Origin of the sequence: Pseudomonas sp. PA27(2017), assembly GCF_001945445.1 — a bacterium.
In the GTDB taxonomy this organism is placed as follows: domain Bacteria; phylum Pseudomonadota; class Gammaproteobacteria; order Pseudomonadales; family Pseudomonadaceae; genus Aquipseudomonas.
In genome coordinates this window covers 199,184-224,754 of the sequence record NZ_MSXW01000026.1, presented here as the reverse complement: position 1 = coordinate 224,754, position 25,571 = coordinate 199,184, and the positions used below count along the sequence as shown (strand labels likewise).

Below are 25,571 nucleotides of genomic sequence, written 5' to 3'. Positions count from 1 at the left end.
CGCGCAATTGCGCTCAAGAATCAGCGCGCCCGACGTTTTCAGGAGCCCCCGTACATGAGCAACATGAACCACGAACGCGTTCTGAGTGTTCACCACTGGAATGACACGCTGTTCAGCTTCAAGTGCACCCGCGACCCGGGTCTGCGCTTCGAGAATGGCCAGTTCGTGATGATCGGCCTGCAACAGGAAAGTGGCCGTCCGCTCATGCGCGCCTACTCCATCGCCAGCCCGAACTGGGAAGAGCACCTGGAGTTCTTCAGTATCAAGGTGCCTGATGGCCCGCTAACCTCCCAGTTGCAGCACCTCAAGGAAGGTGACGAAGTCATCATCAGCAAGAAGCCTACCGGCACGCTGGTGCTCGACGACCTCAATCCGGGCAAGCACCTGTACCTGCTCAGCACCGGTACCGGCCTGGCGCCTTTCATGAGCGTGATTCAGGATCCGGAAACCTACGAGCGTTTCGAGAAGGTGATCCTGGTTCACGGTGTGCGCTACGTCAATGAAGTGGCCTACCGCGAATTCATCACCGAGCACCTGCCGCAGAACGAGTTCTTCGGCGATGCGCTGAAGGAAAAGCTGATCTATTATCCCACCGTGACCCGCGAGCCGTTCGAGAACCAGGGTCGTCTGACCGACCTGATGCGCAGCGGCAAGCTGTTCGCGGACATCGGCCTGCCGCCGATCAACCCCCAGGACGATCGCGCGATGATCTGCGGCAGCCCGAGCATGCTCGACGAAACCAGCGAAGTGCTCGACAGCTTCGGCCTGAAGATTTCGCCGCGCATGCGTGAGCCGGGTGATTACCTGATCGAGCGCGCCTTCGTCGAGAAGTGATCTGTTGAGCAGCTGCGCGTCGGCCCTGCTGCGTTGAAAACTGACTCAAAATGCTCATGTACAAAAGTACACTCCGCTTTTTCGCCAGTTTTCGCCTTGCATGGCTCTAGCTCGCAAGCTCCCTGAGTCACTAGTAGAAAAACCGGAGTGCCCTTAAGGCTCTCCGGTTTTTTATGCCCAGAGCGCAGGCATAAAAACGGGAGCCTTGGCTCCCGTCTTTCGTTGCAGTCGACGATTATTCGTCCATCTGCGATTGCAAGTAATTCTGCAGACCAACAGCCTGGATCAGGCTAAGTTGGGTTTCCAGCCAGTCGATATGTTCTTCCTCGGATTCGAGGATGTCTTCGAGCAGTTCACGGCTGGCGTAGTCGCCGACGCTTTCGCAGTAGGCGATGGCCTCTTTCAGGTCGATGTGCGCCTTGTGCTCGATCTTCAGGTCGCACTCGAGCATTTCCTGAGTGTTCTCGCCAATCAGGATCTTGCCCAGGTCCTGCAGGTTCGGCAGGCCTTCCAGGAACAGGATGCGCTTGATGAGCTTGTCGGCGTGCTTCATCTCGTCGATGGATTCGTGGTACTCGTGCTTGCCGAGTTTGGTCAGGCCCCAGTCTTCGTACATACGGGCATGCAGGAAGTACTGGTTGATCGCGACCAGCTCGTTGCCGAGGATCTTGTTCAAGTGCTGGATGACTTTCTTGTCGCCTTTCATGCGCGTGCCCACCGAAATTGAGTAACCGATGGCGAATTCTGGGCTTGCCAAATACGGCTGTCAAACGTAAGTTATTGAAATATAAGTGAAAATAAATATAAATGAGAGTGGTTAAGTTGTGCGTCTTGGCGCTAACTCATTGAATTTCAGGCATAAAAAAACCGGATGCGAGATCCGGTTCTTCAAAAAACGTGCGTTCAAGCCGCAACAAAATTTCCTGGGTAGGCCATTACTACCTGGCTTTGTTGCACTTCACTCAGGGTTTCGCGCACCACCTGCTTGGCCAGACACGCACATTTGCCACACTGACTGGCAACGCCCAGCGTTTCACGGACTTCACGGTAGCTGCAGCAACCTTCGTAGATTGCTTCGCGGATCTGACCGTCGGTGACACCTTCGCAGAGGCAGACGTACATAGGCTTGGCCCGTCGCTTGGCTGAGACTGATGGCGAAAGATACTAATGTTAATGAGAATGCGTGTCAAAGATAAAACCGCTCTTGATTGGCGCCTTTGGATAGGCGGTCGTGCGTGACCCCACGCAACTAGTTCTACTCGGCCGGCGGGGCGAGCTGCAGCCAATAAAAAACCGGCCTGAAGCCGGTTCTTATTGAAGGCGGGGCTGCGATCAGGCGATCTGCGTGCACAGCCCTTCTTCGAGGCCGAGCATGATGTTCAGGTTCTGCACGGCAGCGCCCGAGGCACCTTTGCCCAGGTTGTCGAGCTTGGCCACCAACAGCGCCTGCTGACCGCTGCCCGCACCGAATACCTGCAGCTCGGCGCGGTTGCTGCCGCTCAGGCCGTGAGGCGTGATGAACGGTGCGGTGTCCGCGGCAATCTCGTTGTACGGCTGCACCTGCACGAACTGCTCGCCCTGGTAGTAGGCTGCCAACGCCTGGTGCAGCTCTGCGCCGTTGCTGCCTTGCAGCGGGATCATCACCAGCATGCCTTGGTCATAGCTGCCGACCGCCGGCTGGAAGATCGGGCGTGCGTTCAGGCCGCTCCAGTGCTGGATTTCCGGGATGTGCTTGTGATCGAAGCCCAGGCCGTAGGCGGCGTAGACCGGTGCGCCTTCGCCCTCGTAACGCTCGACCATCTTGGTGCCGCCGCCGGTGTAGCCGGATACCGCGTTGATGCACAGCTCGCGATCGGCGCCGAGCAGGCCGGCCTCGATCAGCGGGCGCAGCAGCAGAATGGCACCGGTGGCGTAGCAACCCGGGTTGCTGACGGCGCGAGCGTTGGCGATCGCTTCACGCTGACCCTTGGCCAGTTCGGCCATACCGAATACCCAGTCGCTGGCGGTGCGGTGGGCGGAGCTGGCGTCCAGTACGCGGCAGCCGACTTCGCGGGCCTGGGCCGCGGTTTCTTTTGCGGCGTCGTCAGGCAGGCACAGCACGGTGACGTCGACCGAGCGCATCAGTGCGAGCTTGGCGTCGACGTCGCGGCGCTTGTCGTGGTCGATGGTGACCACGTCGATCTGCGGGTGATTGGCCAAGCGTTGGCGAATCTGCAGGCCCGTGGTGCCGGCCTGCCCATCGATGAAGATCTGGTATTTTTTCATGGCATTCACTCGTCGAAGTCTTCCCAGCCGCCCATTTCCTTCCAGCGGTTGACGATGCCGCAGAACAGCTCGGCAGTCTTCTCGGTGTCATAGCGGGCGGAATGGGCTTCGCGACCGTCGAACTCGATGCCGGCGGCCTGGCAGGCCTTGGCCAGCACGGTTTGCCCGTAAGCGAGGCCGGCGAGGCTGGCGGTATCGAAGCTGGAGAAGGGGTGGAAAGGATTGCGCTTGAGGTCGCAGCGGGCGACCGCGGCATTCAGGAAGCCGAGGTCGAAGCTGCTGTTGTGGCCGACCAGGATCGCGCGTTTGCAGCCATTGGCCTTCAGGGACTTGCGCAGGCCACGGAAGATCTCGGTCAGGGCATGCTCTTCGCTGACCGCCATGCGCAGCGGGTGGTCGAGCTTGATGCCGGTGAAATCCAGGGCTGCCTGTTCGATGTTGGCGCCCTCGAAGGGTTCGACCCGGAAGAAGTGGGTGTGATCCGGATACAGGAAACCGCCTTCGTCCATGCCGATGGTAGTGGCGGCGATTTCCAGCAGGGCGTCGGTAGCACTGTTGAAGCCCCCGGTCTCGACGTCCACGACCACCGGCAGGTAGCCACGAAAGCGCGCGGCCATCGGGTGGCGCGGCCCGCTGCTGGTCGGCAGGTCCTGATCGTCTTCGTACAGTTCTTCACTCATTGGCCGGCCTCCAGCAGGCGCCAGCGCAGTGTTTCGCCGGCGCGCAGGGGGATGACGGTCTGCTCGCCGAACGGCAGGCTGGCCGGGGCGGTCCAGGCTTCGCGCACCAGGGTGATGGTGTCGGTGTTGCGCGGCAGGCCGTAGAAATCCGGGCCGAAGTGGCTGGCGAAACCTTCCAGCTTGTCCAGCGCGCCGCGCTCCTCGAACGCTTCGGCGTACAGCTCGATGGCGGCGTAGGCCGTGTAGCAACCGGCACAACCGCAGGCGTTTTCCTTGGCGTGTTTGGCATGGGGTGCCGAGTCGGTACCCAGGAAGAATTTCGGGCTGCCGCTGGTGGCGGCGTCGAGCAGCGCCTGCTGGTGGGTGTTGCGCTTGAGGATCGGCAGGCAGTAGAAGTGCGGGCGAATGCCGCCCACCAGCATGTGGTTGCGGTTGTACAGCAGGTGCTGGGGGGTGATGGTCGCCCCGACGTTGGCTGGCGCCTCTTTGACGAACTGCGCAGCATCGGCGGTGGTGATGTGCTCGAACACCACCTTGAGCGTCGGGAAGCGCTCGACGACGCGACACAGGTGTTCGTCGATGAACGCTTTCTCGCGGTCGAAAACGTCGATTTCCGAGCGCGTCACCTCGCCGTGTACCAGCAGCGGCAAGCCGGTTTCCGCCAGGGCTTCCAGGGCGCCGCTGATGTTGTCCAGGCTGGTGACGCCGGAGTCGGAGTTGGTCGTCGCGCCCGCCGGGTACATCTTCGCCGCATATACGCAGCCGCTGGCCTTGGCGGCACGGATATCGTCGCCCGTGGTGCGGTCGGTGAGGTAGAGCACCATCAGCGGCTCGAACGGGCTGCCGGCTGGCCGTGCGGCGAGAATGCGCTGGCGATACTCGCCCGCCTCGACGGCGTTGCGCACCGGCGGAACCAGATTGGGCATGATGATCGCGCGAGCGAAGGTGCGGGCCACATCACCCACGGTGTGCGGCAGTACGGCGCCGTCGCGCAGGTGAATGTGCCAGTCGTCAGGACGCAGCAGGGTGATGCGGTCGGTCATTGAGGCTTCCAGGCGGGGCGAAAACATGCCCGGAATGCTACCGGAAAAGGGCGACGGGGGCACGCCGCAGATAGGTAGGGCCCGTTGCCGTTTCAACGCGAGCCGCGTTGCCGCGAGAAATCTCGCCAGGCCGGGCGGCGATCCGCTAGGCGAAGGGCGCAGGAATGGACTGGCCGTCCGTGTTTTCCCTTGGCAAGTCCTCCAGCGACGCGTGGCGAGATTTCTCGCACAACCCAGGCGGCCCCACCCGAGGGGCCGTGCGTGAAACGGCAACAGACCCTAGGCTGCGCACTCAAGTTTTCCCGGTGGCCACCGATACCCACTGGGTAAGTGGTCGTTTTTCCCGGAGCTCGCTGTGCGTCAGCCTCTTTTCCTTCTCATCGGATTGATCGTCAGTGCTGGCGCGAGCCTGCCTGCCATGGCGATCAGCTTCCAGACCCGGCTGGAAAAGGTCGAGTGGCAGGTGGCCGGTGACAAGTTCGAATGCCGCCTCAGCCAGCCGATCACCGATTTCGGTGCCGGGGAGTTCGTGCGGCGCGCCGGCGAGCAGGCCACCTTCCGCCTGCAGGCTCGGGAGCGCTGGCTGGGCAGCGGCTCGGCCACCTTGCTGGCCGCCGCGGCACCCTGGCAACCGGGGCGCGGCGACATCAACCTGGGCGCGGTGAGCGTGCGCAGTGGCGAGGTGCCGTTCAACAGCAGCCAGGAGCAGGCCGGGCGCCTGCTTACCGGTTTGCTGGAAGGGCGTAGCCCGCTGGTGCGTCACCGCACCTCGATGGGCGGTGAAAGCCTGGAAGTGCGGCTGCTGCCCGTGCGGTTTCGCAAGGCCTACGATGACTACCTCGATTGCACCGCCAAGCTTCTGCCGGTCAACTTCGACCAGGTGCGCCAGTCAAACATCGGCTTTCCCGGCGGCGGCACCGAACTCGATGCCATGGCCAAGGCCCGGCTGGAAATCATCCTCGACTTCATGAAGGCCGACCCCACGGTCAATCGCATCGAGCTGGACGGGCATTCCGACAACAGTGGCAACCGCCTGACCAACCGCGATCTGTCCCGCCGCCGCGCTCTGGCAGTGATGGAGTATCTCAAGGCCCAGGGCGTGCCCGAGGAGCGCATCATCATGCGTTTCCACGGTGAGCGTTATCCGCTGGTGCCCAACAACAGCGTCGCCAATCGGGACAAGAATCGTCGCGTGTCCGTGCGGCTGGACAAGGTGCCGGATGCGCCGGTGCAGCCCACCGAGCAGGCCACTCCGGCGGCGCCACCGGTACCGGCAACGCCTGCTGCCACCTCCTGAGCCTGTCGCCTCGACGCCATCGCCTGTCGCACCCCTGTAAATCGTGGCCCATGGCAAGTAGAATCACGGGCTTTCGAACAACCCCGTGGAGTGGATGGCATGGCGGACGTCAAAAAGGTAGTTCTGGCCTATTCCGGTGGCCTGGACACCTCGGTGATCCTCAAGTGGCTGCAAGATACCTATAACTGTGAAGTGGTGACCTTCACCGCCGATCTCGGCCAGGGCGAAGAGGTCGAGCCGGCCCGCGCCAAGGCCCAGGCCATGGGCGTCAAGGAAATCTACATCGACGACCTGCGCGAAGAATTCGTGCGTGATTTCGTGTTCCCGATGTTCCGCGCCAACACCATCTACGAAGGCGAGTACCTGCTCGGTACCTCCATCGCTCGCCCGCTGATCGCCAAGCGCCTGATCGAAATCGCCAACGAGACCGGCGCCGACGCCATCTCCCACGGCGCCACCGGCAAGGGCAACGACCAGGTGCGTTTCGAACTCGGCGCCTACGCGCTCAAGCCAGGCGTGAAAGTCATCGCCCCGTGGCGCGAGTGGGATCTGCTGTCGCGCGAGAAGCTGATGGACTATGCCGAGAAGCACGCCATCCCGATCGAGCGTCACGGCAAGAAGAAGTCGCCGTACTCCATGGATGCCAACCTGCTGCACATCTCCTATGAAGGTGGCGTGCTGGAAGACACCTGGACCGAGCACGAAGAAGACATGTGGCGTTGGACCAAGTCGCCGGAAGCGGCGCCGGACACCCCGACCTACATCGAGCTGACCTACCGCAACGGCGACATCGTCGCCATCGACGGTAAGGAACTGAGCCCGGCCACCGTGCTGGCCGAGCTGAACCGCATCGGCGGCGAGAACGGCATCGGCCGTCTGGACATCGTCGAGAACCGTTTCGTTGGCATGAAGTCCCGCGGCTGCTACGAAACCCCCGGCGGCACCATCATGCTCAAGGCCCACCGTGCCATCGAGTCGATCACCCTGGACCGCGAAGTCGCTCACCTCAAAGACGAGCTGATGCCGAAATACGCCAGCCTGATCTACAACGGTTTCTGGTGGAGCCCGGAGCGTCTGATGCTGCAACAGATGATCGACGCTTCCCAGGCCAACGTGAATGGTGTGGTGCGCCTGAAGCTGTACAAGGGCAACGTCGTCGTCGTCGGCCGCAAGTCCGACGATTCGCTGTTCGATGCCAATATCGCCACCTTCGAAGAAGACGGCGGCGCGTACAACCAGGCCGATGCGGCGGGCTTCATCAAGCTCAACGCACTGCGCCTGCGCATCGCCGCTGGCAAGGATCGCAAGCTGCTGTAAGCGCTGCGTCCCCGCCAACAGCGCTGCCCCGCATTCGCCGGGGCGGCGCTGGGCGATTTCTGTTTCCACCTGTCCACAACCGATTCTTCCTGCGCTCTCGGCGTGCAGCCGCAGGGGCGATGAGCTGTGGGCGTAATGAATGTGGGGCGGTGGGAGCACCGGCCAAACGTGCGTCTGGCCGGTGAGGGGAGCGTCAGGCTTTGCGGGCCAACGGCTGTTGGTCGAACTCGACGCCGGCCAGGCCGCTCTTCATCAGAGCGCGGATGTTGCCATGGTCACTGCCTTCGGGCGTGGCCAGCACGCTGCGGTAGTGTTCGCCAAAGCACAGCAGGGCTTCCTGATCGGTCAGGCCTTCGAGCAGGGCCAGGCCCAGCGTCTTGCACGAGCCTTCGTTCTGGCCGGCTGCGTTGCTCACTGCGCCGTTGCGAAAGGCGCTGGGCTGGTAGTCGTAGTGCTCGGCGATGAAGGCCAGGGTTTCGGCGAAGGCGAAATGCTCGGCGCTCAGACGTGCGCGGAAGTCGTTCAGATGGCTCATGCGGTTCCTTTCGGGTTCTTGGCGTTGAAGGCAGCCTGTTGCTCCGGGCTGGCTTCGGTCTGGTACTTGGCTTTCCACTCGGCGTAGGGCATGCCGTAGACCTCTTCGCGGGCCTGGTCCGGGGTGATGGCGATATCCAGATCGTCGGCTGCGGCCTTGTACCATTTGGACAGGCAGTTGCGGCAGAAGCCGGCCAGGTTCATCAGGTCGATGTTCTGCACGTCCGGGCGTTCACGCAGGTGCTGAACCAGGCGGCGATAGGCGGCAGCTTCCAGTTCGAGGCGTTGTTGGTCGTTCATGGCGATGCTCTCTCCGGGAGGGATGGCGGCGATGATAGAAGCCGGCAGGCCGCTCGGCAACCGGGCGGCCGATGGCTCAGCGGTGCCCGGCGAGGGTGATCGATACCGACTCGGCGAAGCGCAGTGCGTGGGGCTTGTCGACTTCCACTTCAGCGTAGCGTACGGCCTCGTGGGTCATCACCAGGTCGAGAATCTCTTGGGTCAGCCGCTCCAGCAGGGCGAAGCGGTTGCCTTCCACGTGAGCGATGATGGCCTTGGTGATGGTGCGGTAGTTGAGGGCGTGCTCGATGTCGTTGTCACGCACCGCATCGATGGCGGGGTAGAGGATGGTCAGGTTGATCAACACGTCCTGCTTGTTGTTGATCTCCTCTTCCTTGATGCCGATGAAGGTGCGCAGGCGCAGGTCCTTTACGCGGATGCGCGCCATGCCGGGTTCGAGTCTGGGCATGCTTACTTGCTCCGTCCGATCAGTTGCAGGAATTCATGACGGGTATTGTAGGACTCACGGAAGGCGCCGAGCATCACCGAGGTGCTCATCACCGAATTCTGCTTCTCCACACCGCGCATCATCATGCACATGTGCTGCGCCTCGATCACCACGGCCACGCCGGCGGCCTGGGTGACTTCCTCGATGGCATTGGCGATCTGCCGGGTGAGGTTTTCCTGGATCTGCAGGCGGCGCGCGTACATGTCGACGATGCGCGCGATCTTCGACAGACCGAGCACCTTGCCGGTGGGAATGTAGGCCACGTGCGCCTTGCCGATGAAGGGCAGTAGGTGGTGCTCGCACAACGAGTAGAGTTCGACGTCCTTGACGATCACCATCTCGTCGCTGTCGGAGCTGAACAGCGCGCCGTTGACGACTTCCGCCAGGCTTTTTTCATAGCCGTTGCACAGGTACTGCATGGCTTTGGCAGCGCGCTTGGGGGTGTCGAGCAGTCCTTCGCGCTCGGGGTCTTCGCCGAGGCCGAGGAGGATTTCGCGGTAGTGGTTGGGCAGTAATGGGTTCATCGTCAGGGTCCTCGCGGCGCCTCACTTGAGGTGGCGGCCGCCGTTCACGGTCAGGGTGGTGCCGGTGATGTATGGGGTATCCAGCAGGTAGCGCAGGCTCCGGTAGATCACCTGGGGGCCGGGTTCGAAGCCCAGGGCGGATTTGCTCAGGGCCTTGGCGCGGTATTGGGCGTCGTCGTCTTCGTTGAACATCAGCAGCGCGGGGGCGATGCCGTTGACCTTGATGGCTGGCGCGAAGCGCGCGGCGAACGACAGGGTCAGGCTGTCCAGACCAGCCTTGCTGGCGCAGTACGCCGGCCGGTTGGCGGAGCCCTTGCGCACCACGTCATCGCTAATATGGACGATATCCGCCTGCTCGCTGCGCTGCAGCAGTTCGGCGCAGTGCAGGTTGATCAGGTAGGGCGCCAGCATGTGTACGGTGAACAGCTGAGCGAAGGCGGCGGCTTCCTCGCCCGGCGCTTCGGCGAACCAGGCCGAGGCGTTGTGGACGATCGCGCGCAGGCTGTCCGTCTGGCTTTTCAGATTTTCGATGAAGGCCAGGATGCTGGCTTCGTCGCGGAAGTCGGCCTGCAGGGTCAGCGCGCCGCGCTCGCGCAAGCGCTGCAGGGCAGGCTTTTCACTGCGAAAGGTCACGATCACCGGATGGCCGTCGTCGAGCAGGCGCTCGGCACAATGCAGGCCGACTCGCTGACTGGCGCCGGTGATCAGGATCGGGGCGTTGCTGACGCTCATGGGAGGTTGGCCAAGAGTGGACGAAAGGCACAGCCGACAGGTGTCGGCAGCCTGGTTGTACAACGTTATAGCAGCCGTACAACCTGTACAACCCTTCGCACTCTGTGGGAAAGCCAGGCGCCACTACCGCCGGCAGTGGCGCCTCTGGTTTAGCTGCTGGTGGTCGGGCTCGCCCTGCGTGGCAATGCCGCGCTGCGGGTGCCTTGCAGCCAGGGGGCGAGCAAACGGGTTACCAGCGGGATGAACAGGTAGGTCATCAACGGCGTCAGGGCCAGGGTGCTGAGCAGCACGCGGGTGACTAATGGCACGTCGGCTAGCAGGTTGCCGAACAGCAGGTTGAAGCATAGCGACACCGGGAAGAAGGCCAGCCAGATGGCGATGGTCTGTTTCCAGCGCGGCGGTTGGCGCAGGCCCGTGCCGAACCAGGCATCCAGGCCCAGGGCACGGTGCTCATGGGGTTGGGCGAACAGGCCCTTGCCACGCTCCAGCCAGGCTCGACGCGAAGCGGAGTGCTCCCAGGTGGCCATGGTGTGCTCGTCGGTGAAGCGGAAGATCATCTGGAACTCGTCGTCGCCCGGTGGCGGGGCGAGAACGCCGGAACCCAGATAACCGGGAAAGTCGGTAGCCAGTTGCTCGCCTTCGCGCAGCCAGGCGATGAAATCGTGATAGCGCTCGCCAGCGACGCGGCGCGCCACCATCAGGGTGACCGGTTCGGTAGACATCGTGTATCTCCTGCTGAGCACATGGCCAGGGTAAGGCCAGGCGATAGGCGCGGTTCGGGGTGGTGAGCCGCGTCGTGATTGCAGCAAGGATTATTCCTATTTCCGGCAAATTAGCTAGCCCACTTCTATGCCGAATCGACAAAAGTGGCCAGGTGCCGCCATCTACAAGGACAGCCGATATTCTGCCGTTCGTCGGCGGATGCCGCTCGCGCCGTTTGGCTTGCGGATATTCACCTCAACTTTGCACCGGCTTGTGCAGTCTGGATTCGTTATGGAGCACGCAAGCCGGGTTCTTATCACCTGTACAGGGCTTGTACAAGTAACGTCAATGGCGGCCCGAGCTGGAGTAGACTTGTGAAATTCTGACCTCTGCAACGGTTTTTTCTATGTCCGATCTGGTTGGTTCTGCACCTTTCAACGTCAATGCTTTCAAGGAGGAGGACCTGTTCCCGATCCGCGAGGTGGCGCGGTTGACAGGCGTGAACCCGGTGACGCTGCGCGCCTGGGAACGGCGTTACGGCCTCATCCAGCCGGTTCGCACCGACAGTGGGCATCGGCTCTATTCGCCTGCCGACGTGGAAACCGTACGCAGCGTGCTGGCGTGGATCGAGCGCGGTGTGCCGGTCAGCAAGGTGGGGCGCATCCTGACCCGCAATGAAGCTGCCCAGGCCAGCGCCGCGCCCAGCTACGAATCGGCCACCTCGGGCGAGTGGGCGCAATGGCAGACCCGCCTGCTCGCCGCCGTACAGGCGTTCGATGAGACAGAGCTGGATCGTGTCTATGGCCAGGTGTTTTCCAGCTATCCGCTGTCGGTGACCTTTCAGGACATCATCATGCCGCTCTGGCAGCGCCTGCTGCTGCGCTATGGGCGGCCCGGCTATGGCAGCGAATGGCTGTTCTTCGATACCTATCTGCGTGCCCGGGTGTTGCAGCGTTTGCACAACCTGCGCGATCAGCCGGGGCGGCGCCTCTTGCTGGTGGCGCTGCCAGGCCGCTGTCGCGAGCTGGAGCTGCTGGTGACCGGGCTGCAGCTCAACCCCGTCGATGCCGCGGTGCAGGTGCTGGGCATCGGCCAGGCGCTGGAGGAATTACCCCAGGTATGCGGCAAGGTGCAGCCGGTGGCCGTGGTGGTGTTTTCCAACCAGGCGCCATCCGCCGATACCCGGCAATTGCTCGAGCGCCTGTCGTTGAGCCTGGAGTGCCCCGTGGCACTGGTGGGCGAGGGCGCCGACCTGTTGGAAGAGAGCTTCAAAGGCTCGGCGATTGCTTGTCTGGGAAGCGATGGGCGGCTGATGCGCCGCCGCTTGCGGCAGTTTCTGGCCGGGCGCCTGGATACCTGATCGGCCCTATAAATTGTGGGCGTGGGGGTACAGCTTGCGGTGCTGCTGGTAGAGGTGGGCCTGCAGGCGCTCGCTGCTGTCCTCGTCCAGGGTCAACTCGTAGGCGAGCAGGCCGTCATCGGTGATGCGCACCAGGCTGCCCTGCAGAATCACCGGCTCGACATCGTCAATATCCAGGCCGAGGCTGAACCGCTGCGGCGGTGAGGCCTTGGCCGTCTGCGCCACCAACAGACCCGTCAGCGAGAGTTCCTGAACCTCCAGGCTGCTTGGCTGACCGTCGCGGCGCAGCAAAGGCTGCGCCGGCTCCAGCGGCAAGCGCCAGGCGCGGTGAAAGGAGCCTTCTTCGAAGATCTGCGGAGTGCCGAGTTCAAGGTGCGGGGCGTTCTGGGCGTCGGTCACCAGATGCGGGGTGAACGTCAGGCGCTGATTGTCGATGTGCGCCTCGATAGTCAATTGCTCCTTGGCGGCGCAAAGAGCCAACAGCTCGGCGGTCTGGCGCGCGGCATCGACCTGCAGAACCGGGTCCGGTTCGGCGGGGGCAGGAGCGTTTTCCGTAAGCTGCTGAATGAATTCCATTTCGAGGGGGGTTAACAGCGACGAGTCTTGCATTACGACTTCTGCGCAAGGTGGTGAGACTCCCTTATGACAACTCGTCGGATGTTTCGTTACCGCTACCGCGATTTTTTCAGTTCGGCCAGTTCGGCGCGCAGGGCTTGAAGCTCGCTTTCCAGAGCCCGTACCCGCTCCTGGGCGGCAACATGTTCGCTGACGTTCTTCTGGATGCCGATGAAATAGGTGAGCTGATCGGCTTCGTTGAACACTGGCGTGATCGACAGCTCGTTCCAGAAGGTACTGCCGTCCTTGCGGTAATTACGAAGCACCTCGCGACAAGGCTGGCGGCTGTGAATGGCCTTGCGGATCAGCGCCGCGGCTGGCTGATCACGCTCCTCGCCCTGCAGAAATCGACAGTCCTGATAAAGGATTTCCTCGCTGCCGTAGCCGGTAAGTGTTTCGAATGCCGGGTTGGCATAGATGAGGATGTGATCCTCGCCTTCCTGTTCCGCGACCACGATGCCATCGTTCGAGGCCTCGACCACCTGTTGCAGCAAGTTGGCATTGATCATCACATGCGTCCCCTGTCGATTTTCGCCAGTCTACCAGAGGTGCGCGGCTTGCCCGCTTCGCTGGGTGCAGCAGGCGTTAGCCTGATGCCGCATAATGCGCGCAGTCTCAATCGATGGAGTTCTCATGAAAGTCGCGATTCTTTCCGGTTCGGTTTACGGCACCGCTGAAGAAGTGGCCCGACACGCCGAGTCGTTGCTCAAGGCTGCCGGTATCGACGCCTGGCACAACCCGCGTGCCACCCTGGGTGACGTCAAGGCGTTCGCGCCCGAGGCCTTTCTGATAGTGACCTCGACCACCGGCATGGGCGAGCTGCCGGACAACCTGCAGCCGCTGTATCACGATATCCGCGACCAGTTGCCGGCCTGGAGCGACCTGCCCGGTGGCGTGATCGCCCTGGGCGACTCCAGCTACGGCGATACCTACTGCGCGGGCGGCGAACAGGCCCGCGAACTGTATGGCGAACTGGGCATCCGTGAAGTGCTGCCGATGCTGCGTATCGATGCCAGTGAAAGTGTCACGCCCGAGCAGGATGCGGAGCCGTGGATCGGCGAATTTGTCGAGATGTTGCAGAAAAGCGACCGTCCATCCTGATGCTCGAACGTTGTTGAACCCCGGCCAGTCGGGTGTAGGGAGCGTTCGTTTTCATCGACGAAAGCGGATGAGCTTGCACACCAACTGGATGAAAGGTGACGACAATGAACAAGATGAAGATTCCTGCCCTCGTACTTAGCGGCCTGCTGGCCGGTGCCGTTCTGCCTGCCGTTGCGGATTCCAGTGCTCCGGCACCGGGCACCACCACGCCGCAGCCGTCGACCACACCGGGTGCCCCGCCGACCGATAACGGCATGATGACTCCTGGCACCCCGGCGCCTGGCACCGACGGTACCACCACCACGCCAGGCACGGGCACCGGTACCGGCAATGGCACTGGCGCGGGCTCTGATCCGATGCCGGGCGGCACCGGCACCAATGGTGGCGGCACTGGCGGCTCGGGTACTGGGACAGGTACTGGCACCGGCGGCGGCACCGGTGGTAGCGGCGGTGCCGGTGGCACTGGCGGCGGCGCCAGCCAGTAAGCGCTGATCGGTGTGGGTGTTTCTACCCCGAGGGGTCGGAAACACCCGCCCACGGCCAGGCCCTAGGGTCTGTTTCCGTTTCAGCGCGAGCCGCGTTGCCGCGAGAAATGGCCTCCGGTTAGGCGAAGGACGCAGGGAATGGTGGTTCCCTTGCCAAGTCCTGCAACGACAGCGGAGGTCATTTCCCGCGCAACCCTGAGGGCCGGGCCAGTTTTTGCGCGATGCGGCGTTACTCGATGGCTCATTTGGCCTGCCAAACCTCGCATCTCGTGCCTTGCCTCGCGCAAAAACTGGCTCCGGCGCGGCCGTGCGTGAAACGGGAACAGACCCTAGCGAGTGGCCTTTATTCCGTATTTGCGCAGGCGTGTGGCGATCGCGCTGTGTGAGGTATGCAAGCGTGCCGCCAGTTGGCGCGTCGAGGGATGGCTGACGTAGAGCCGCTCCAGCAACTCCTTCTCGAATGCCGATACAGCCGCCTCCAGGCTGATCACTTCCCCTCCCAACTGTTGCTGGGCCACTGCCGTGCCGGCGATGTCCAGATCATCGACCTGCACCAGATTGCTTTCGCAGATGGCGGCTGCGCGGAAAATCACGTTCTGCAACTGACGCACGTTACCCGGCCAGCGATTGCCGAGCAGGGCCGGATAGGTCTCCGGTGTCAGGCGGCACTGGGTACGCTGAATCTGCGCGCAGGCCTGCTGCATGAAATGGCGAGCCAGCAGCACGATGTCCTGACCGCGTTCGCGCAGAGGCGGCACTTGCAGGTTCAACACGTTCAGGCGATAGAACAGATCCTCGCGAAATTCGCCCTCGGCGACCATGCGCTCCAGGTCACGATGCGTGGCGCTGATGATGCGCACGTTCACGCGCTCTTCGCGGTCGCCACCGACCCGGCGAAAGGTGCCGTCGCTGAGAAAACGCAGCAGCTTGGCCTGCAGGTACGGCGACATCTCACCGATCTCGTCGAGAAACACCGTGCCGTGATTGGCCAACTCCAGTAGCCCGGGCTTGCCGCCGCGCTGGGCGCCGGTAAAGGCGCCGGGGGCGTAGCCGAACAGTTCGCTCTCGGCGAGGCTTTCCGGCAAAGCCGCGCAATTGAGTGCCAGGAACGGTGCACCATGGCGCGGGCTCAGGGCATGGCAGGCACGCGCAACCAGCTCCTTGCCGGTGCCGGTTTCGCCATGAATCAGCAGCGGTGCATCGAGCGTCGCCACCCGCTGGGCGCGAGCCTTCAGGGTGCGGATGGGCAGCGAGTCGCCCAGCAGCGAATCAAATCCCTCGGCATGATCGTGGTGCAGCGCGGCCAGGCGCGCGCCGATGCGGCTGGGCTCGTAAAGGGTGAGCAGGGCACCCGCCAACTGGCCGGCTTCGGCGGTTTCGCTGATCGGGGCGGCGTCGAGCAGCAGCGCCTGGCCGTTGAGCGTCACTTCACGCAGCGGCAGGCGAAAATGCTGGTCGAGCAGCGCTTGGTGCAGATCGGCGTCGGCGAACAACTCGCCCAGCGCTTCGCCCTCCGGCTCACGGCCGCACAGGGCGATCAGCGCCGGATTGGCCAGCAGCACGCGGCCGCCGCCATCGACCGCCAGCACCGGATCGCTCATGGCGGCGAGCAAGGCGTCGAGCTGCAGGCGCCGGCGTTGCCCCGGCAGGATGTCGACCACCGTCACCGCCTGCACGCCGCGCACCTTGAACAGTGCATCGCGCAATTCGTCGAGCACCTCGGCACTGAGCGTCGGCGCATCGATGTAGACGTTGGGCGGTACCATCTCCACGGCGTCGAGATTGAGGTTGCGACCGCCCAACAGAGCGAGCACTTCCTGGGTGATTCCAACGCGATCGATGAAGGTGACGTGAATGCGCATGACGAGCCGAGGCGAGGGGAGAACGGTGGCGCAGTATGCCCGGTCTGCGCCGCGGCTGTTAACCATCACGGATCGTTAATCTGAGGGTAACGATCTTCCGTCGGGCTTGATTGATGGCCTTCGCCGCGACTTCTAAGGTGCCTCCACGACAGCGGAACTCGTGGAGTCTTCAATGACAACAACAATATCCCCACCGCCGCAATGGTCGCGGCGCCGAGCCGAGAAAGCGCGGCGGCTCGGCCAGGTGCGTCATCTCGCCGATGGTGTGGTGCTGCCGAGCGACAAGATCGTCGCGGCCCTCGAAGCCCTGATTGCTCCCGGCGATCGTGTGGTGCTCGAAGGTAACAACCAGAAGCAGGCGGATTTCCTCTCCCGCTCGCTGGCCCAGGTCGATCCCGGTTGCCTCCACGATCTGCACATGATCATGCCCAGCGTCAGCCGCGCCGAGCACCTCGACCTGTTCGAGCGCGGTATCGCCCGCAAGCTCGACTTCTCCTTCGCCGGACCACAGAGCCTGCGCATCGGCCAGTTGCTTGAAGACGGCCTGTTGGAAGTCGGCGCCATCCACACCTACATCGAACTCTACTCGCGCCTGTTGGTGGATCTGATCCCCAACGTCGCCCTGGTCGCCGGCTTCCAGGCCGACCGCCACGGCAACATCTACACCGGTCCGAGCACCGAGGACACCCCGGCGCTGGTCGAACCCACTGCCTTCAGCGACGGCATCGTGATCTTCCAGGTCAACGAGATCGTCGACGAGCTGCCGCGGGTCGACATCCCGGCGTCCTGGGTCGATTTCGTGGTGGTGGCCGACAAGCCGTTCTACATCGAGCCGCTGTTCACCCGTGACCCGCGCCATATCAAGCCGGTGCACGTGCTGATGGCGATGATGGCGATCCGTGGCATCTACGAAAAACACAAGGTGCAGTCGCTCAACCATGGCATCGGCTTCAATACCGCCGCCATCGAGCTGATTCTGCCGACCTACGGCGAATCCCTGGGCCTGAAGGGCAAGATCTGCCGCAACTGGACGCTCAACCCGCACCCGACGCTGATCCCGGCCATCGAAAGCGGCTGGGTGGAAAGCGTGCACTGCTTCGGCACCGAGCTGGGCATGGAGGGCTACATCGCCCAGCGCCCGGACGTGTTCTTCACCGGTCGCGACGGCTCGATGCGCTCCAACCGCCTGATGTGCCAGTTGGCTGGGCAGTACGCGGTCGACCTGTTCATCGGTGCCACGCTGCAGGTGGACGGCGATGGTCATTCCTCCACCGTCACCCGCGGGCGCCTGGCCGGTTTCGGTGGGGCGCCGAACATGGGCCACGACCCGCGCGGGCGTCGCCACAGTACGCCAGCCTGGCTGGACATGGCCACGCCAGGCGGCGAAGGCCCGGTGACCCTGCTCGAACGCGGCAAGAAACTGGTGGTGCAGATGGTCGAAACCTTCCAGGAGGGCGGCAAACCGACCTTCGTCGAGCGCCTGGATGCCGTGGACGTGGCGAAAAAGGCCGGCATGCCGCTGGCGCCGATCATGATCTACGGCGACGACGTCACCCATCTGCTCACCGAGGAAGGCATCGCCTACCTGTACAAGGCGCGCTCGCTGGAAGAGCGCCAGGCGATGATCGCTGCGGTCGCCGGCGTCACCGCCATCGGCCTGCGCCATGACCCGAAAGACACCGTGCGCATGCGCCGCGAAGGGTTGATCGCCCTGCCCGAAGACCTCGGCATTCGCCGCACCGATGCCAGCCGCGAACTGCTCGCGGCCAAGAACATCGCCGAGTTGGTCGAATGGTCGGGCGGCCTGTACAACCCACCCGCCAAATTCAGGAGTTGGTGATGAATGCACTCACTGCAATTCAGCCGCATTTGGGTGCCTCCAAAAACGTAGGCGAGGCAGGCAGCGCAAGGCAAGAGCAGGCGAAAAAGCGCAGTTTACGAGCTGTAAATGAGCATTTGACCGGGCTGGCGCTCCAGCCTGCTCTTAACGCAGCGATGACAACGCAGGTAGTTTTTGGAGACGCCCAGCTGTCCCTGGGCGATTGGCTGGCGGACCTCGCCGTCGATGCGCTGATCGACGAGGCCGACCTGTCGCCCAAGCCGGGGCTGGTCGACCGGCGTGGCAGCGGCGCCCATAGCGACCTGCACCTGGGCCTGATGCATGCCTCGGCGCTGGCCCTGTGGCCGAGCTTCAAGGCCATGGCCGAGGCTGCGCAGCAAGGCGGCGAGATCGACGTATTTCTGCGTGAGGCGGTCGGTCGTATTGGCCGCGAAGGCGAAGAGGAGATGCTGCGCGTAACCGGCGGCGTCAACACCCACCGTGGTGCGATCTGGGCGCTCGGCCTGCTCAGCGCCGCGGCTGCACTCGATACCAGCGCCCTGGCACCAGCCCAGGTTGCGCTACGCGCCGCCCGCCTGGCCCTGCTCGATGACCGCGCCGTACCCGTGACGGGCGACAGCCATGGTGCTCAGGTCTGCCGTCTGTATGGCGTGCACGGTGCGCGCGAGGAGGCGCAACTGGGCTTCCCGGCGGTCATCCACCAGGCGCTGCCGCAACTGGCGCGCAGCCGCGCTGCCGGGGCAGGAGAGCAGAATGCCTGCCTCGATGCGCTGCTGGCGATCATGACTCAACTGGCCGACACCTGTGTGCTCTACCGCGCCGGTATGGCCGGTTTGACCCGCATGCAAAGCGGCGCCCGGGCGGTGCTCGCCGCGGGCGGCTGCGCCAGCCTCGACGGGCGCCGCTATCTGCGTGATCTGGAGCGCGACATGCTGCACCTGCGCGCATCGCCTGGCGGCGCTGCCGATCTGCTCGCCGCCACCCTGTTCCTCGACCGCCTGCAGCATGGCCTGCCGGCGCAGCTTGGGAGTCTGTGAATGGAAACCCTGTCTTTTCGATTTCCTGCCGGCCAACCGGCTCAAGGCCGTGCGCTGGTGGGCTGCGTCGGTTCCGGCGATCTGGAAGTGATGCTCGAGCCCGGCCAGGCCGGCACCCTGGCGATCGAGGTGGTGACCTCGGTCAACGGCAGCGCACCGCGTTGGCAACTGCTGTTCGAGCGCATGTTCGGCGAGCAGCAACTGCCGGCGCTGAACATCGCCATCCACGATTTCGGTGCCACTCCGGGTGTGGTGCGCCTGCGTCTGGAGCAGGGCCTGGAGGAACTCAACCATGGCTGATCAGAACATTCAGCGCCTGCTGGCGCAGCGCAGTTTTACCGAACTCGGTGCCCGCGAGCGAGCGCGCGCGCTGCTCGATGCCGGCAGTTTTCGTGAGCTGCTCGATCCCTTCGCCCGGCTGATGTCGCCCTGGCTGCCGAAGCAGGGCATCGTGCCGCAAGCCGATGACGGCGTGGTGGTCGGCAAGGGTTCGCTCGACGGCCAACCCGCGGTGGTGATCGCCATCGAAGGCGCCTTCCAGGGCGGCAGCCTCGGGGAAGTGGGCGGCGCGAAGATCGCGGGCGCCCTGGAACTGGCCGCCGAAGACAACCGTAACGGCACGCCGACCCGCGCCGTGCTGCTGCTGGAAACCGGTGGCGTGCGCCTGCAGGAAGCCAACCTGGGTCTGGCCGCCATCGCCGAGATCCAGGCCGCCATCGTCGACCTGCGCCAGTACCAGCCGGTGATCGGCCTGGTGGCCGGCCCGGTCGGCTGCTTTGGCGGCATGTCCATCGCCGCCGGACTGTGCAGTTACCTGCTGGTCACCCGTGAGGCGCGCCTGGGTCTCAATGGCCCGCAAGTGATCGAACAGGAAGCCGGACTGGACGAATACGACTCGCGCGACCGTCCGTTCATCTGGAGCCTGACCGGTGGCGAGCAGCGCCACGCCAGCGGCCTGGTCGATGGCTACGTGGCCGATGACGTCGAGGCCATCCGCAGCGAGCTGCATGGCTTGTTCGCCAAGGGCAGGCCGGCCCAGGAGCGCAGCCGTCGCCACGCCTGGTTCCTCGAGCGCCTGCGCGCCGTCGACACCTCCATCCAGGCCGATGCCGCTGCCGTACGCAGCGCCTACCAGGGAGCATGACCATGACCACTGCACTGGAACAACGCGGCCTGCACTGGTTCAACGCCTTGGCCGGCAACGCGCAGCCGATTTCCGGGCTGCCCGCCTCCCTACGGGTAGCCGACGGCGAGCTGGCCGGCCAGCCGGTGCGCTATCTGGCGGTGATCGCCGATGCCGGCAACCCCTTTCCCCGGGCTCGCAACGGCGAGGTCGGCCTGCTCGAAGGCTGGGGCCTGGCCCAGGCGGTCGACGAGGCCATCGAGGCGGATCGCGACAAGGCGCACAAGCGCGCACTGATCGCCATCGTCGACGTGCCGAGCCAGGCCTATGGCCGCCGCGAAGAAGCCTACGGCATTCATCAGGCCCTGGCCGGCGCAGTGGATGCCTATGCCCGTGCCCGTCTGGCCGGCCATGGGTTGGTCGGTTTGCTGGTCGGCAAGGCCATGTCCGGCGCCTTTCTCGCCCACGGCTACCAGGCCAATCGGCTTATCGCCCTGCGCGATGCCGGGGTGATGGTGCACGCCATGGGCAAGGCCGCTGCCGCGCGCATCACCCTGCGCAGCGTCGATGAGCTGGAAGCGCTGGCCGCCAGCGTGCCGCCAATGGCTTACGACCTGGATAACTACGCCTCGCTCGGCCTGCTCGCCGAGGTGCTCGACGTCGAGCAGGTGACGCAGCCCACGGCTGCCGACCTGACCCACGTGCAGGGCGCCCTGGGCCGCGCGCTGGCCGATATCGCCGCCAGCCCCCGTGACTTGCGCAACCGCCTGGGCGCCGCCAACCGTATGGCCTCTTCGCAGGTGCGCGAATTGCTGCGCGCGCAGTGGTAGGAGCCGATCATGCATTGTCCCCGTCCACATGACCTGCTCTGGGGCCTGCGCCCCGAGCACCTGCCCCAGGAGGCGCCGGCCTGGGCTCGCGCTGCTCTGGGCGGGCATGTGCCGGTGGTGGTGCGTCGTGCGCCGGCCGAGCCTGGCTGGGTCGCGGTGGGCGTACGCGGCGCTGCGCGTGAACAACGGTATGCGGCCTGGATGCGCCTGACCGATATCAGTCGTCTGGTCAGCCCCCAGGCGGTCGCCATGGCCGGGCGCTGGCGCCGTCATGCCCAGCCCCATTGGCCGGCGCTGCGGGCGCTGAGCCAACTGGCGCCGCGTTTCGATGCCCAGGGCCTGGCCTGGGGCGTCACCGGCAGCCTGGGCTTCGAGTTGGCCAGCGGCATCGCTGCCGCGCACCCGGACAGCGACCTCGACCTGTCGCTGCGCGCGCCCCACCCTCTGTCTCGGGGGTGGGCCCGTACCCTGTGCCACTTGCTGGACGGCGCGCCGGGGCGTATCGACCTGCAACTGGAAACACCCTATGGCGCCGTGGCGCTGCGTGAATGGTCCGGCGAGGCGTCGCGCGTGTTGCTGAAAACCCAGAGCGGTCCGCTGCTGGTCAGTGATCCTTGGCAACGCCAGCAGGTGGCGGCATGAGCGCGCTGTGGGCCTTTCCGGGTCAAGGCGCCCAGCAGCCCGGCATGCTGCACAGCTTGCCGGCTGACCCCATCGTTGCCGCGTGCCTCGCGGAAGCCGAGGCCGTGCTCGGCCAGTCCCTTGTCGAGCTGGATTCTGCCGAGGCGTTGCAAGGCACCCGCGCCGTCCAGCTGTGCCTGCTGATTGCCGGGGTGGCAGGTGCGCGTCTGTTGAGGGCCCGTGGTCTGTCGGCCGATTACGTGGCGGGCCTGTCCATTGGCGCGTATGCCGCAGCGGTGGTCGCCGAGGCACTGAGTTTCGCCGATGCGCTGCGGTTGGTGGCCCTGCGTGGCCAACTGATGCAGCAGGCGTATCCCGAGGGCTACGGCATGACGGCGATTCTCGGTCTCGACCTGAATACCATCGAGCGCTTGCTGGCCGAGGTGAATGGCTCGCAGTCGCCGGTATTCCTGGCCAACATCAATGCCGAAAACCAGGTGGTGATCGCTGGTAGCCACACGGCGATGCAGGCCGTGGGCAGGCGCGCCCGGGCGGCCGGGGCAGGGGCGGTGAAGCCTCTGGCGGTCAGCGTGCCCTCGCATTGCGTACTGCTCGCCGAACCGGCGACAAGGCTGGGCGAAGCGTTCGCCGATGTCGCAGTGCGGCGTCCTGCCGTTCGCTACCTGAGCGGCAGCACTGCGCGGCTGCTGAGCGAGCCCGAGGCCCTGCGTGACGACCTGGCCAACAACATGTGCCGGATCGTGGACTGGGCCGGCGTTCTACAAACGGCGTTCGAACGAGGCGTGCGGCTGCACCTCGAACTGCCGCCCGGCGGCGTACTCAGTGGTCTGGCCCGGCGTGTGTTCGAGCCGGCAATGGTCGTCGCCTTGCAGGGCGCGCGCCTGGATACCCTGGAGGCGCTGCTGCGTCAGGAGGTGAACCGGAGCCTATAACGACGTCCGATTGCCGAAGCACAAGATCAATAACTTCGATGCCTCAACGAGGATAACAACAATGATCACCCACCGACGAACTCCACTCGTCACCCGTACCCGTTCCGGCCTCAACCGGCCACTGGCCGCCGCGCCATTGAAGGCAATCGCCCAGGTGCACCCATGACGTACGCAGCGGCGCACGGCCAGGCAGCACCCATCGATGGCGTGTCGCCATCTGATGAAATCAACCAGGTGTCTCGGGAGGGCGTATGAGTCCGGAAATCGCAACGATCATCGGCCTGGTGATCATGTTCATCGTGGCTACGGCGCTGCCCATCAACATGGGGGCCGTCGGTTTTGCATTGGCTTTCATCGTCGGCGGTATCTGGGTCGGGATGGGGGGCAAGGAGGTTCTGGCGGGCTTTCCTGCCGATCTGTTCCTGACCCTGGTCGGCATCACCTATCTGTTCGCCATCGCCCAGAAAAACGGCACCATCGACCTGCTGGTGCATTGGGCGGTAAAGGCCGTGCGCGGCCATATCGTGGCCATTCCGTGGGTGATGTTCATCGTCACTGCTGTGCTCACCGCATTCGGCGCACTGGGCCCGGCGGCGGTGGCGATCATCGGCCCGGTGGCGCTGCGCTTCGCCAAGCAATATCAGATCAACCCGCTGATGATGGGCCTGCTGGTGATCCACGGCGCCCAGGCGGGCGGCTTCTCGCCGATCAGCGTGTACGGCGGCATCACCAATCAGGTGGTGCAGAAGGCCGGGCTGGAGGTGTCGGAAATGGCTGTATTCCTCACCAGCCTCGGTTTCAACCTGCTGATGGCGTTCATCTGTTTCTTCGCCTTTGGCGGCATCGCACTGCTTCGCCGTGGACGTGCCGTGGCCGATGAACCGTTGATCGCCGGCGTCCAGGCGTCGTCGCGCCAGTTCGCCATCGAGGGCCATGGTGCAGTGGTTAGCGCCGGTGGTGGCACCTTGTCCAATGATCCGCAGGCGCTGGACGAAGTGCGCATCAACCGCGATCACCTGATCACCCTGGTTGGCCTGCTGGGCCTGGGAATCGCTGCACTGGCGTATGACCTCAACGTCGGCCTGGTGGCGATCACCGTCGCAGTCGCCATCGCGATCATCTCGCCTTCCGCGCAGAAGGGTGCGGTGGACGGCATCAGCTGGTCCACGGTGCTGCTGATCAGCGGCGTGGTGACCTATGTCGCCGTGCTGCAGAAGGCCGGCGCGGTCGACTTCGTCGGCCACGGCGTCAGCGCCATCGGTATTCCGCTTCTGGGGGCGCTGCTGGTCTGCTATGTCGGCGGCATCGTCTCTGCCTTCGCGTCGTCGGCAGCGGTGCTGGGTGCCACCATCCCGCTGGCGGTTCCGTTCCTGATGCAGGGCCAGCTCAGCGCCGCAGGGGTGATCTGCGCGCTGGCGATCTCCTCGACCGTGGTGGACGTCAGCCCGTTCTCCACCAACGGCGCGCTGGTGGTGGCGTCGGCCGCGAAGGAAGAGCGCGAAGCCCTGTTCCGTCGCTTCCTCGTCTACAGCGGCCTGGTGGTGGCGTTCGGCCCGTTGCTGGCGTGGCTGCTGTTCGTGGTGCCGGGCTGGATGTAAAACGGATGCAGGTGACGACCGCGAGTCGTCACCTGCCGTCCCGTATCAGGCCGTCTGTCCCAGGCTGTACATCCGGCATTCGGCCAGGAGCGCCAGCAGGTTCGGATCGCGCTCCCTGGCCTTGAGAAACACCACGCCAATATGCTGCTGCACCTGGTACTTGGCCTGTAGCGCGATCAATTTCATGCGGTTTTCGTAAACCGCCGCCACGCGCCCCGGCAACAGCGCATAGCCGACGCCGGAACTGACCATGCTGAGCAGGGTGAAGATGTCCTTCACCTGCATCGCCACCTTGGGCTCGAAGCCGGCTTGTTCGAAGACCCGCGCACCATCGCGGAAGGTCGCATAGCCCTGGGTCAGGGTAATGAAGGTGTCGTCGCAGAGGTCTGCCAAATCCACCTCGGCGTGTTCGGCGAAGGGCGAGTCGTTGGGCGCTGCCAGAAAGATGTCGTCGGAAAACAGCGGCAGCTGTTCGCAGTCCGGATCGCTGACGCTGTCATCGAGAGCGATGAGAATGGCGTCCAGCTCCATGTTCTTGAGCTTGTACATCAGGTCGACGTTGGAGCCGAGGATCAGGTCGATGTTGAGTTCGCTGCGCCGCAGCTTGAGGCCCATGATCAGTTGCGGCACGGTTTTCACCGTCAGCGAATAGAGGGCGCCAAGTTTGAAACGCTCGGCCCCGAACCCCGCTGCTTCGCGGGCCAGGCGCACCATTTCCTCGGCGTCCTGGATCAGCTTCTGGGCTTTTTCTTCCAGCACGTAGGCGCTTTCCAGCGGGATCAGGTTGCGCCCCTGGTGCTTGAACAGTGGGCAGCGCAGCGCGTTTTCCAACGAGTGGATGGCGCGGTGCACGCTGACGTTACTGGTGTTCAGCTCGCTGGCCGCGCGCGCCAGGTTGCCGCTGCGCATGAACGCCAGGAAGATTTCCAGCTTCTTGAGCGTCAATTCCTCATCGATCTGCATGGGCCAGATCCAATCCCTGGTGATATGGATGTGGCCCGATTGTGCCGCAGATGAACCGCGCTGTGGGGAATCAGCCGCAGGCGATACGTTCGATGACTTCGGCTTCGGTGATATCGATGTTCAAGCGCTGCGAATCGTAGTCCAGGGTCACCATGTCGCCGGGCGACAGCACGCGGGCGGTGCGCGCGCCGGACTGCTCGCGGGCCTGCTCGACGATTTCGGCGGTGGCGACCTGGCCGAGCAGGCTCTGTGCGGCTTCGGCACTGCATTTGCCGTTGCTGTTGGCGGGTTTCGACGCCTGGGTGGGTGCTGTGTCGGTCGAACTGCAGCCGGCGAGCAGGGCGAGCAGAGCGGCGCCGCCAATCAGGTGTTTGAAAGCCATTGCATGATCCTTGTGTGTGAAGGGTTCGCGGTGAAGTAGGTGAGTGTGCCGTGTATCGGACTCGGTTGTCGTGCCCGTGTTCCGAA

The 25,571-nt window shown here is 64.1% G+C and carries 30 protein-coding genes; 14 read left to right on the top strand and 16 right to left on the bottom strand.

From position 1 onward, the window contains the following. Positions 1 to 54: 54 nt before the first annotated feature. On the top strand, positions 55 to 834 hold the full coding sequence (gene fpr / locus BVH06_RS14775; RefSeq protein ID WP_075932679.1) for a ferredoxin-NADP reductase: 780 nt from the start codon (positions 55 to 57) through the stop codon (positions 832 to 834). A gap of 235 nt (positions 835 to 1,069) precedes the next feature. Here fpr and bfr read toward each other — a convergent pair whose 3' ends face one another. The 5 genes from bfr to pyrC form a co-directional block, all read right to left on the bottom strand. After that, positions 1,070 to 1,540 (bottom strand): bacterioferritin, encoded by a 471-nt coding sequence (gene bfr, locus BVH06_RS14770; RefSeq protein ID WP_075932680.1) that lies wholly within the window; start codon positions 1,538 to 1,540, stop codon positions 1,070 to 1,072. 197 nt (positions 1,541 to 1,737) lie between these two features. Continuing rightward, a complete protein-coding gene (locus BVH06_RS14765; RefSeq protein ID WP_075932681.1) occupies positions 1,738 to 1,956 on the bottom strand; it encodes a bacterioferritin-associated ferredoxin in 219 nt (72 codons plus the stop codon). A 210-nt stretch (positions 1,957 to 2,166) separates the two neighbouring features. Then, positions 2,167 to 3,099 (bottom strand): N-acetyl-gamma-glutamyl-phosphate reductase, encoded by a 933-nt coding sequence (gene argC / locus BVH06_RS14760; RefSeq protein ID WP_075932682.1) that lies wholly within the window; start codon positions 3,097 to 3,099, stop codon positions 2,167 to 2,169. 5 nt (positions 3,100 to 3,104) lie between these two features. Further along, positions 3,105 to 3,779 (bottom strand): ribonuclease T, encoded by a 675-nt coding sequence (gene rnt, locus BVH06_RS14755; RefSeq protein WP_027909808.1) that lies wholly within the window; start codon positions 3,777 to 3,779, stop codon positions 3,105 to 3,107. Next, a complete protein-coding gene (gene pyrC / locus BVH06_RS14750) occupies positions 3,776 to 4,822 on the bottom strand; it encodes a dihydroorotase (RefSeq protein WP_075934543.1) in 1,047 nt (348 codons plus the stop codon). The genes rnt and pyrC overlap by 4 nt, the downstream gene beginning before the upstream one ends. 355 nt (positions 4,823 to 5,177) lie before the next feature. Here pyrC and BVH06_RS14745 point away from each other — a divergent pair, with 355 nt between their 5' ends. Then, a complete protein-coding gene (locus BVH06_RS14745) occupies positions 5,178 to 6,119 on the top strand; it encodes an OmpA family protein (protein ID WP_075934542.1) in 942 nt (313 codons plus the stop codon). A 99-nt stretch (positions 6,120 to 6,218) separates the two neighbouring features. Next, positions 6,219 to 7,436, top strand: coding sequence for an argininosuccinate synthase (locus BVH06_RS14740; RefSeq protein WP_075932686.1), 1,218 nt, complete (start codon positions 6,219 to 6,221; stop codon positions 7,434 to 7,436). A gap of 193 nt (positions 7,437 to 7,629) precedes the next feature. Here the strand turns inward: BVH06_RS14740 and BVH06_RS14735 are convergent, their stop codons facing one another. From BVH06_RS14735 to BVH06_RS14710, 6 genes are all read right to left on the bottom strand, one after another. After that, positions 7,630 to 7,971, bottom strand: coding sequence for a HopJ type III effector protein (locus tag BVH06_RS14735; RefSeq protein ID WP_075932687.1), 342 nt, complete (start codon positions 7,969 to 7,971; stop codon positions 7,630 to 7,632). Beyond that, a complete protein-coding gene (locus BVH06_RS14730; RefSeq protein WP_075932688.1) occupies positions 7,968 to 8,270 on the bottom strand; it encodes a DUF1244 domain-containing protein in 303 nt (100 codons plus the stop codon). The genes BVH06_RS14735 and BVH06_RS14730 overlap by 4 nt, the downstream gene beginning before the upstream one ends. A 76-nt stretch (positions 8,271 to 8,346) precedes the next feature. Next, positions 8,347 to 8,718: a dihydroneopterin triphosphate 2'-epimerase gene (gene folX, locus BVH06_RS14725; protein WP_075932689.1), complete on the bottom strand. Its 372-nt coding sequence runs from the start codon at positions 8,716 to 8,718 to the stop codon at positions 8,347 to 8,349. A 2-nt stretch (positions 8,719 to 8,720) separates the two neighbouring features. Then, positions 8,721 to 9,281 (bottom strand): GTP cyclohydrolase I FolE, encoded by a 561-nt coding sequence (gene folE, locus BVH06_RS14720; RefSeq protein WP_075932690.1) that lies wholly within the window; start codon positions 9,279 to 9,281, stop codon positions 8,721 to 8,723. 21 nt (positions 9,282 to 9,302) lie between these two features. Continuing rightward, complete coding sequence (gene folM / locus BVH06_RS14715) at positions 9,303 to 10,013, bottom strand: dihydromonapterin reductase (RefSeq protein WP_075932691.1); 711 nt, start codon at positions 10,011 to 10,013, stop codon at positions 9,303 to 9,305. Between the two features lie 149 nt (positions 10,014 to 10,162). Next, positions 10,163 to 10,735: an antibiotic biosynthesis monooxygenase gene (locus BVH06_RS14710; RefSeq protein ID WP_075934541.1), complete on the bottom strand. Its 573-nt coding sequence runs from the start codon at positions 10,733 to 10,735 to the stop codon at positions 10,163 to 10,165. A 386-nt stretch (positions 10,736 to 11,121) separates the two neighbouring features. On the opposite strand from BVH06_RS14710, the gene BVH06_RS14705 reads away from it, so the two are divergent. After that, positions 11,122 to 12,075, top strand: a complete 954-nt coding sequence (locus BVH06_RS14705) for a MerR family transcriptional regulator (protein ID WP_075932693.1) — start codon at positions 11,122 to 11,124, stop codon at positions 12,073 to 12,075. A gap of 6 nt (positions 12,076 to 12,081) precedes the next feature. Here BVH06_RS14705 and BVH06_RS14700 read toward each other — a convergent pair whose 3' ends face one another. Beyond that, complete coding sequence (locus BVH06_RS14700; protein WP_075932694.1) at positions 12,082 to 12,684, bottom strand: hypothetical protein; 603 nt, start codon at positions 12,682 to 12,684, stop codon at positions 12,082 to 12,084. A 62-nt stretch (positions 12,685 to 12,746) separates the two neighbouring features. Continuing rightward, positions 12,747 to 13,199: a PAS domain-containing protein gene (locus BVH06_RS14695; protein WP_075934540.1), complete on the bottom strand. Its 453-nt coding sequence runs from the start codon at positions 13,197 to 13,199 to the stop codon at positions 12,747 to 12,749. 124 nt (positions 13,200 to 13,323) lie between these two features. Here BVH06_RS14695 and BVH06_RS14690 point away from each other — a divergent pair, with 124 nt between their 5' ends. Together BVH06_RS14690 and BVH06_RS25740 are read left to right on the top strand one after the other, a co-directional pair. Then, the gene (locus BVH06_RS14690) at positions 13,324 to 13,791 is read left to right on the top strand and encodes a flavodoxin (RefSeq protein WP_075932696.1); all 468 of its coding nucleotides are present in this window, start codon (positions 13,324 to 13,326) and stop codon (positions 13,789 to 13,791) included. 104 nt (positions 13,792 to 13,895) lie between these two features. Then, positions 13,896 to 14,276, top strand: coding sequence for a hypothetical protein (locus BVH06_RS25740; RefSeq protein ID WP_075932697.1), 381 nt, complete (start codon positions 13,896 to 13,898; stop codon positions 14,274 to 14,276). A 329-nt stretch (positions 14,277 to 14,605) separates the two neighbouring features. Here BVH06_RS25740 and BVH06_RS14680 read toward each other — a convergent pair whose 3' ends face one another. Further along, positions 14,606 to 16,138: a sigma-54-dependent transcriptional regulator gene (locus tag BVH06_RS14680; protein ID WP_075932698.1), complete on the bottom strand. Its 1,533-nt coding sequence runs from the start codon at positions 16,136 to 16,138 to the stop codon at positions 14,606 to 14,608. Positions 16,139 to 16,310: 172 nt separating this feature from the next. Here BVH06_RS14680 and mdcA point away from each other — a divergent pair, with 172 nt between their 5' ends. The 8 genes from mdcA (at position 16,311) to BVH06_RS14640 (ending at position 24,140) form a co-directional block, all read left to right on the top strand. Continuing rightward, positions 16,311 to 17,978, top strand: coding sequence for a malonate decarboxylase subunit alpha (gene mdcA / locus BVH06_RS14675; protein WP_075934539.1), 1,668 nt, complete (start codon positions 16,311 to 16,313; stop codon positions 17,976 to 17,978). Positions 17,979 to 18,133: 155 nt separating this feature from the next. Next, a complete protein-coding gene (locus BVH06_RS14670) occupies positions 18,134 to 19,015 on the top strand; it encodes a triphosphoribosyl-dephospho-CoA synthase (protein WP_075934538.1) in 882 nt (293 codons plus the stop codon). Next, on the top strand, positions 19,016 to 19,315 hold the full coding sequence (locus tag BVH06_RS14665) for a malonate decarboxylase subunit delta (protein WP_075932701.1): 300 nt from the start codon (positions 19,016 to 19,018) through the stop codon (positions 19,313 to 19,315). Then, the gene (locus BVH06_RS14660; RefSeq protein ID WP_075934537.1) at positions 19,308 to 20,159 is read left to right on the top strand and encodes a biotin-independent malonate decarboxylase subunit beta; all 852 of its coding nucleotides are present in this window, start codon (positions 19,308 to 19,310) and stop codon (positions 20,157 to 20,159) included. The genes BVH06_RS14665 and BVH06_RS14660 overlap by 8 nt, the downstream gene beginning before the upstream one ends. 2 nt (positions 20,160 to 20,161) lie before the next feature. After that, positions 20,162 to 20,968 carry a biotin-independent malonate decarboxylase subunit gamma gene (mdcE, locus tag BVH06_RS14655; RefSeq protein WP_075934536.1) on the top strand — a complete coding sequence of 269 codons (807 nt, stop codon included), beginning with the start codon at positions 20,162 to 20,164 and terminating at the stop codon, positions 20,966 to 20,968. A gap of 9 nt (positions 20,969 to 20,977) precedes the next feature. Next, positions 20,978 to 21,610 (top strand): malonate decarboxylase holo-ACP synthase, encoded by a 633-nt coding sequence (locus BVH06_RS14650; RefSeq protein WP_075934535.1) that lies wholly within the window; start codon positions 20,978 to 20,980, stop codon positions 21,608 to 21,610. After that, complete coding sequence (gene mdcH, locus BVH06_RS14645) at positions 21,607 to 22,542, top strand: malonate decarboxylase subunit epsilon (RefSeq protein WP_075934534.1); 936 nt, start codon at positions 21,607 to 21,609, stop codon at positions 22,540 to 22,542. The genes BVH06_RS14650 and mdcH overlap by 4 nt, the downstream gene beginning before the upstream one ends. Before the next feature lie 251 nt (positions 22,543 to 22,793). Beyond that, positions 22,794 to 24,140, top strand: coding sequence for an SLC13 family permease (locus BVH06_RS14640; protein WP_075932706.1), 1,347 nt, complete (start codon positions 22,794 to 22,796; stop codon positions 24,138 to 24,140). 45 nt (positions 24,141 to 24,185) lie between these two features. On the opposite strand, the gene BVH06_RS14635 is transcribed toward BVH06_RS14640, so the two are convergent. After that, positions 24,186 to 25,103, bottom strand: a complete 918-nt coding sequence (locus BVH06_RS14635; RefSeq protein ID WP_075932707.1) for a LysR substrate-binding domain-containing protein — start codon at positions 25,101 to 25,103, stop codon at positions 24,186 to 24,188. A 70-nt stretch (positions 25,104 to 25,173) separates the two neighbouring features. Continuing rightward, on the bottom strand, positions 25,174 to 25,485 hold the full coding sequence (locus tag BVH06_RS14630; RefSeq protein ID WP_075932708.1) for an I78 family peptidase inhibitor: 312 nt from the start codon (positions 25,483 to 25,485) through the stop codon (positions 25,174 to 25,176). Positions 25,486 to 25,571 lie beyond the last annotated feature (86 nt).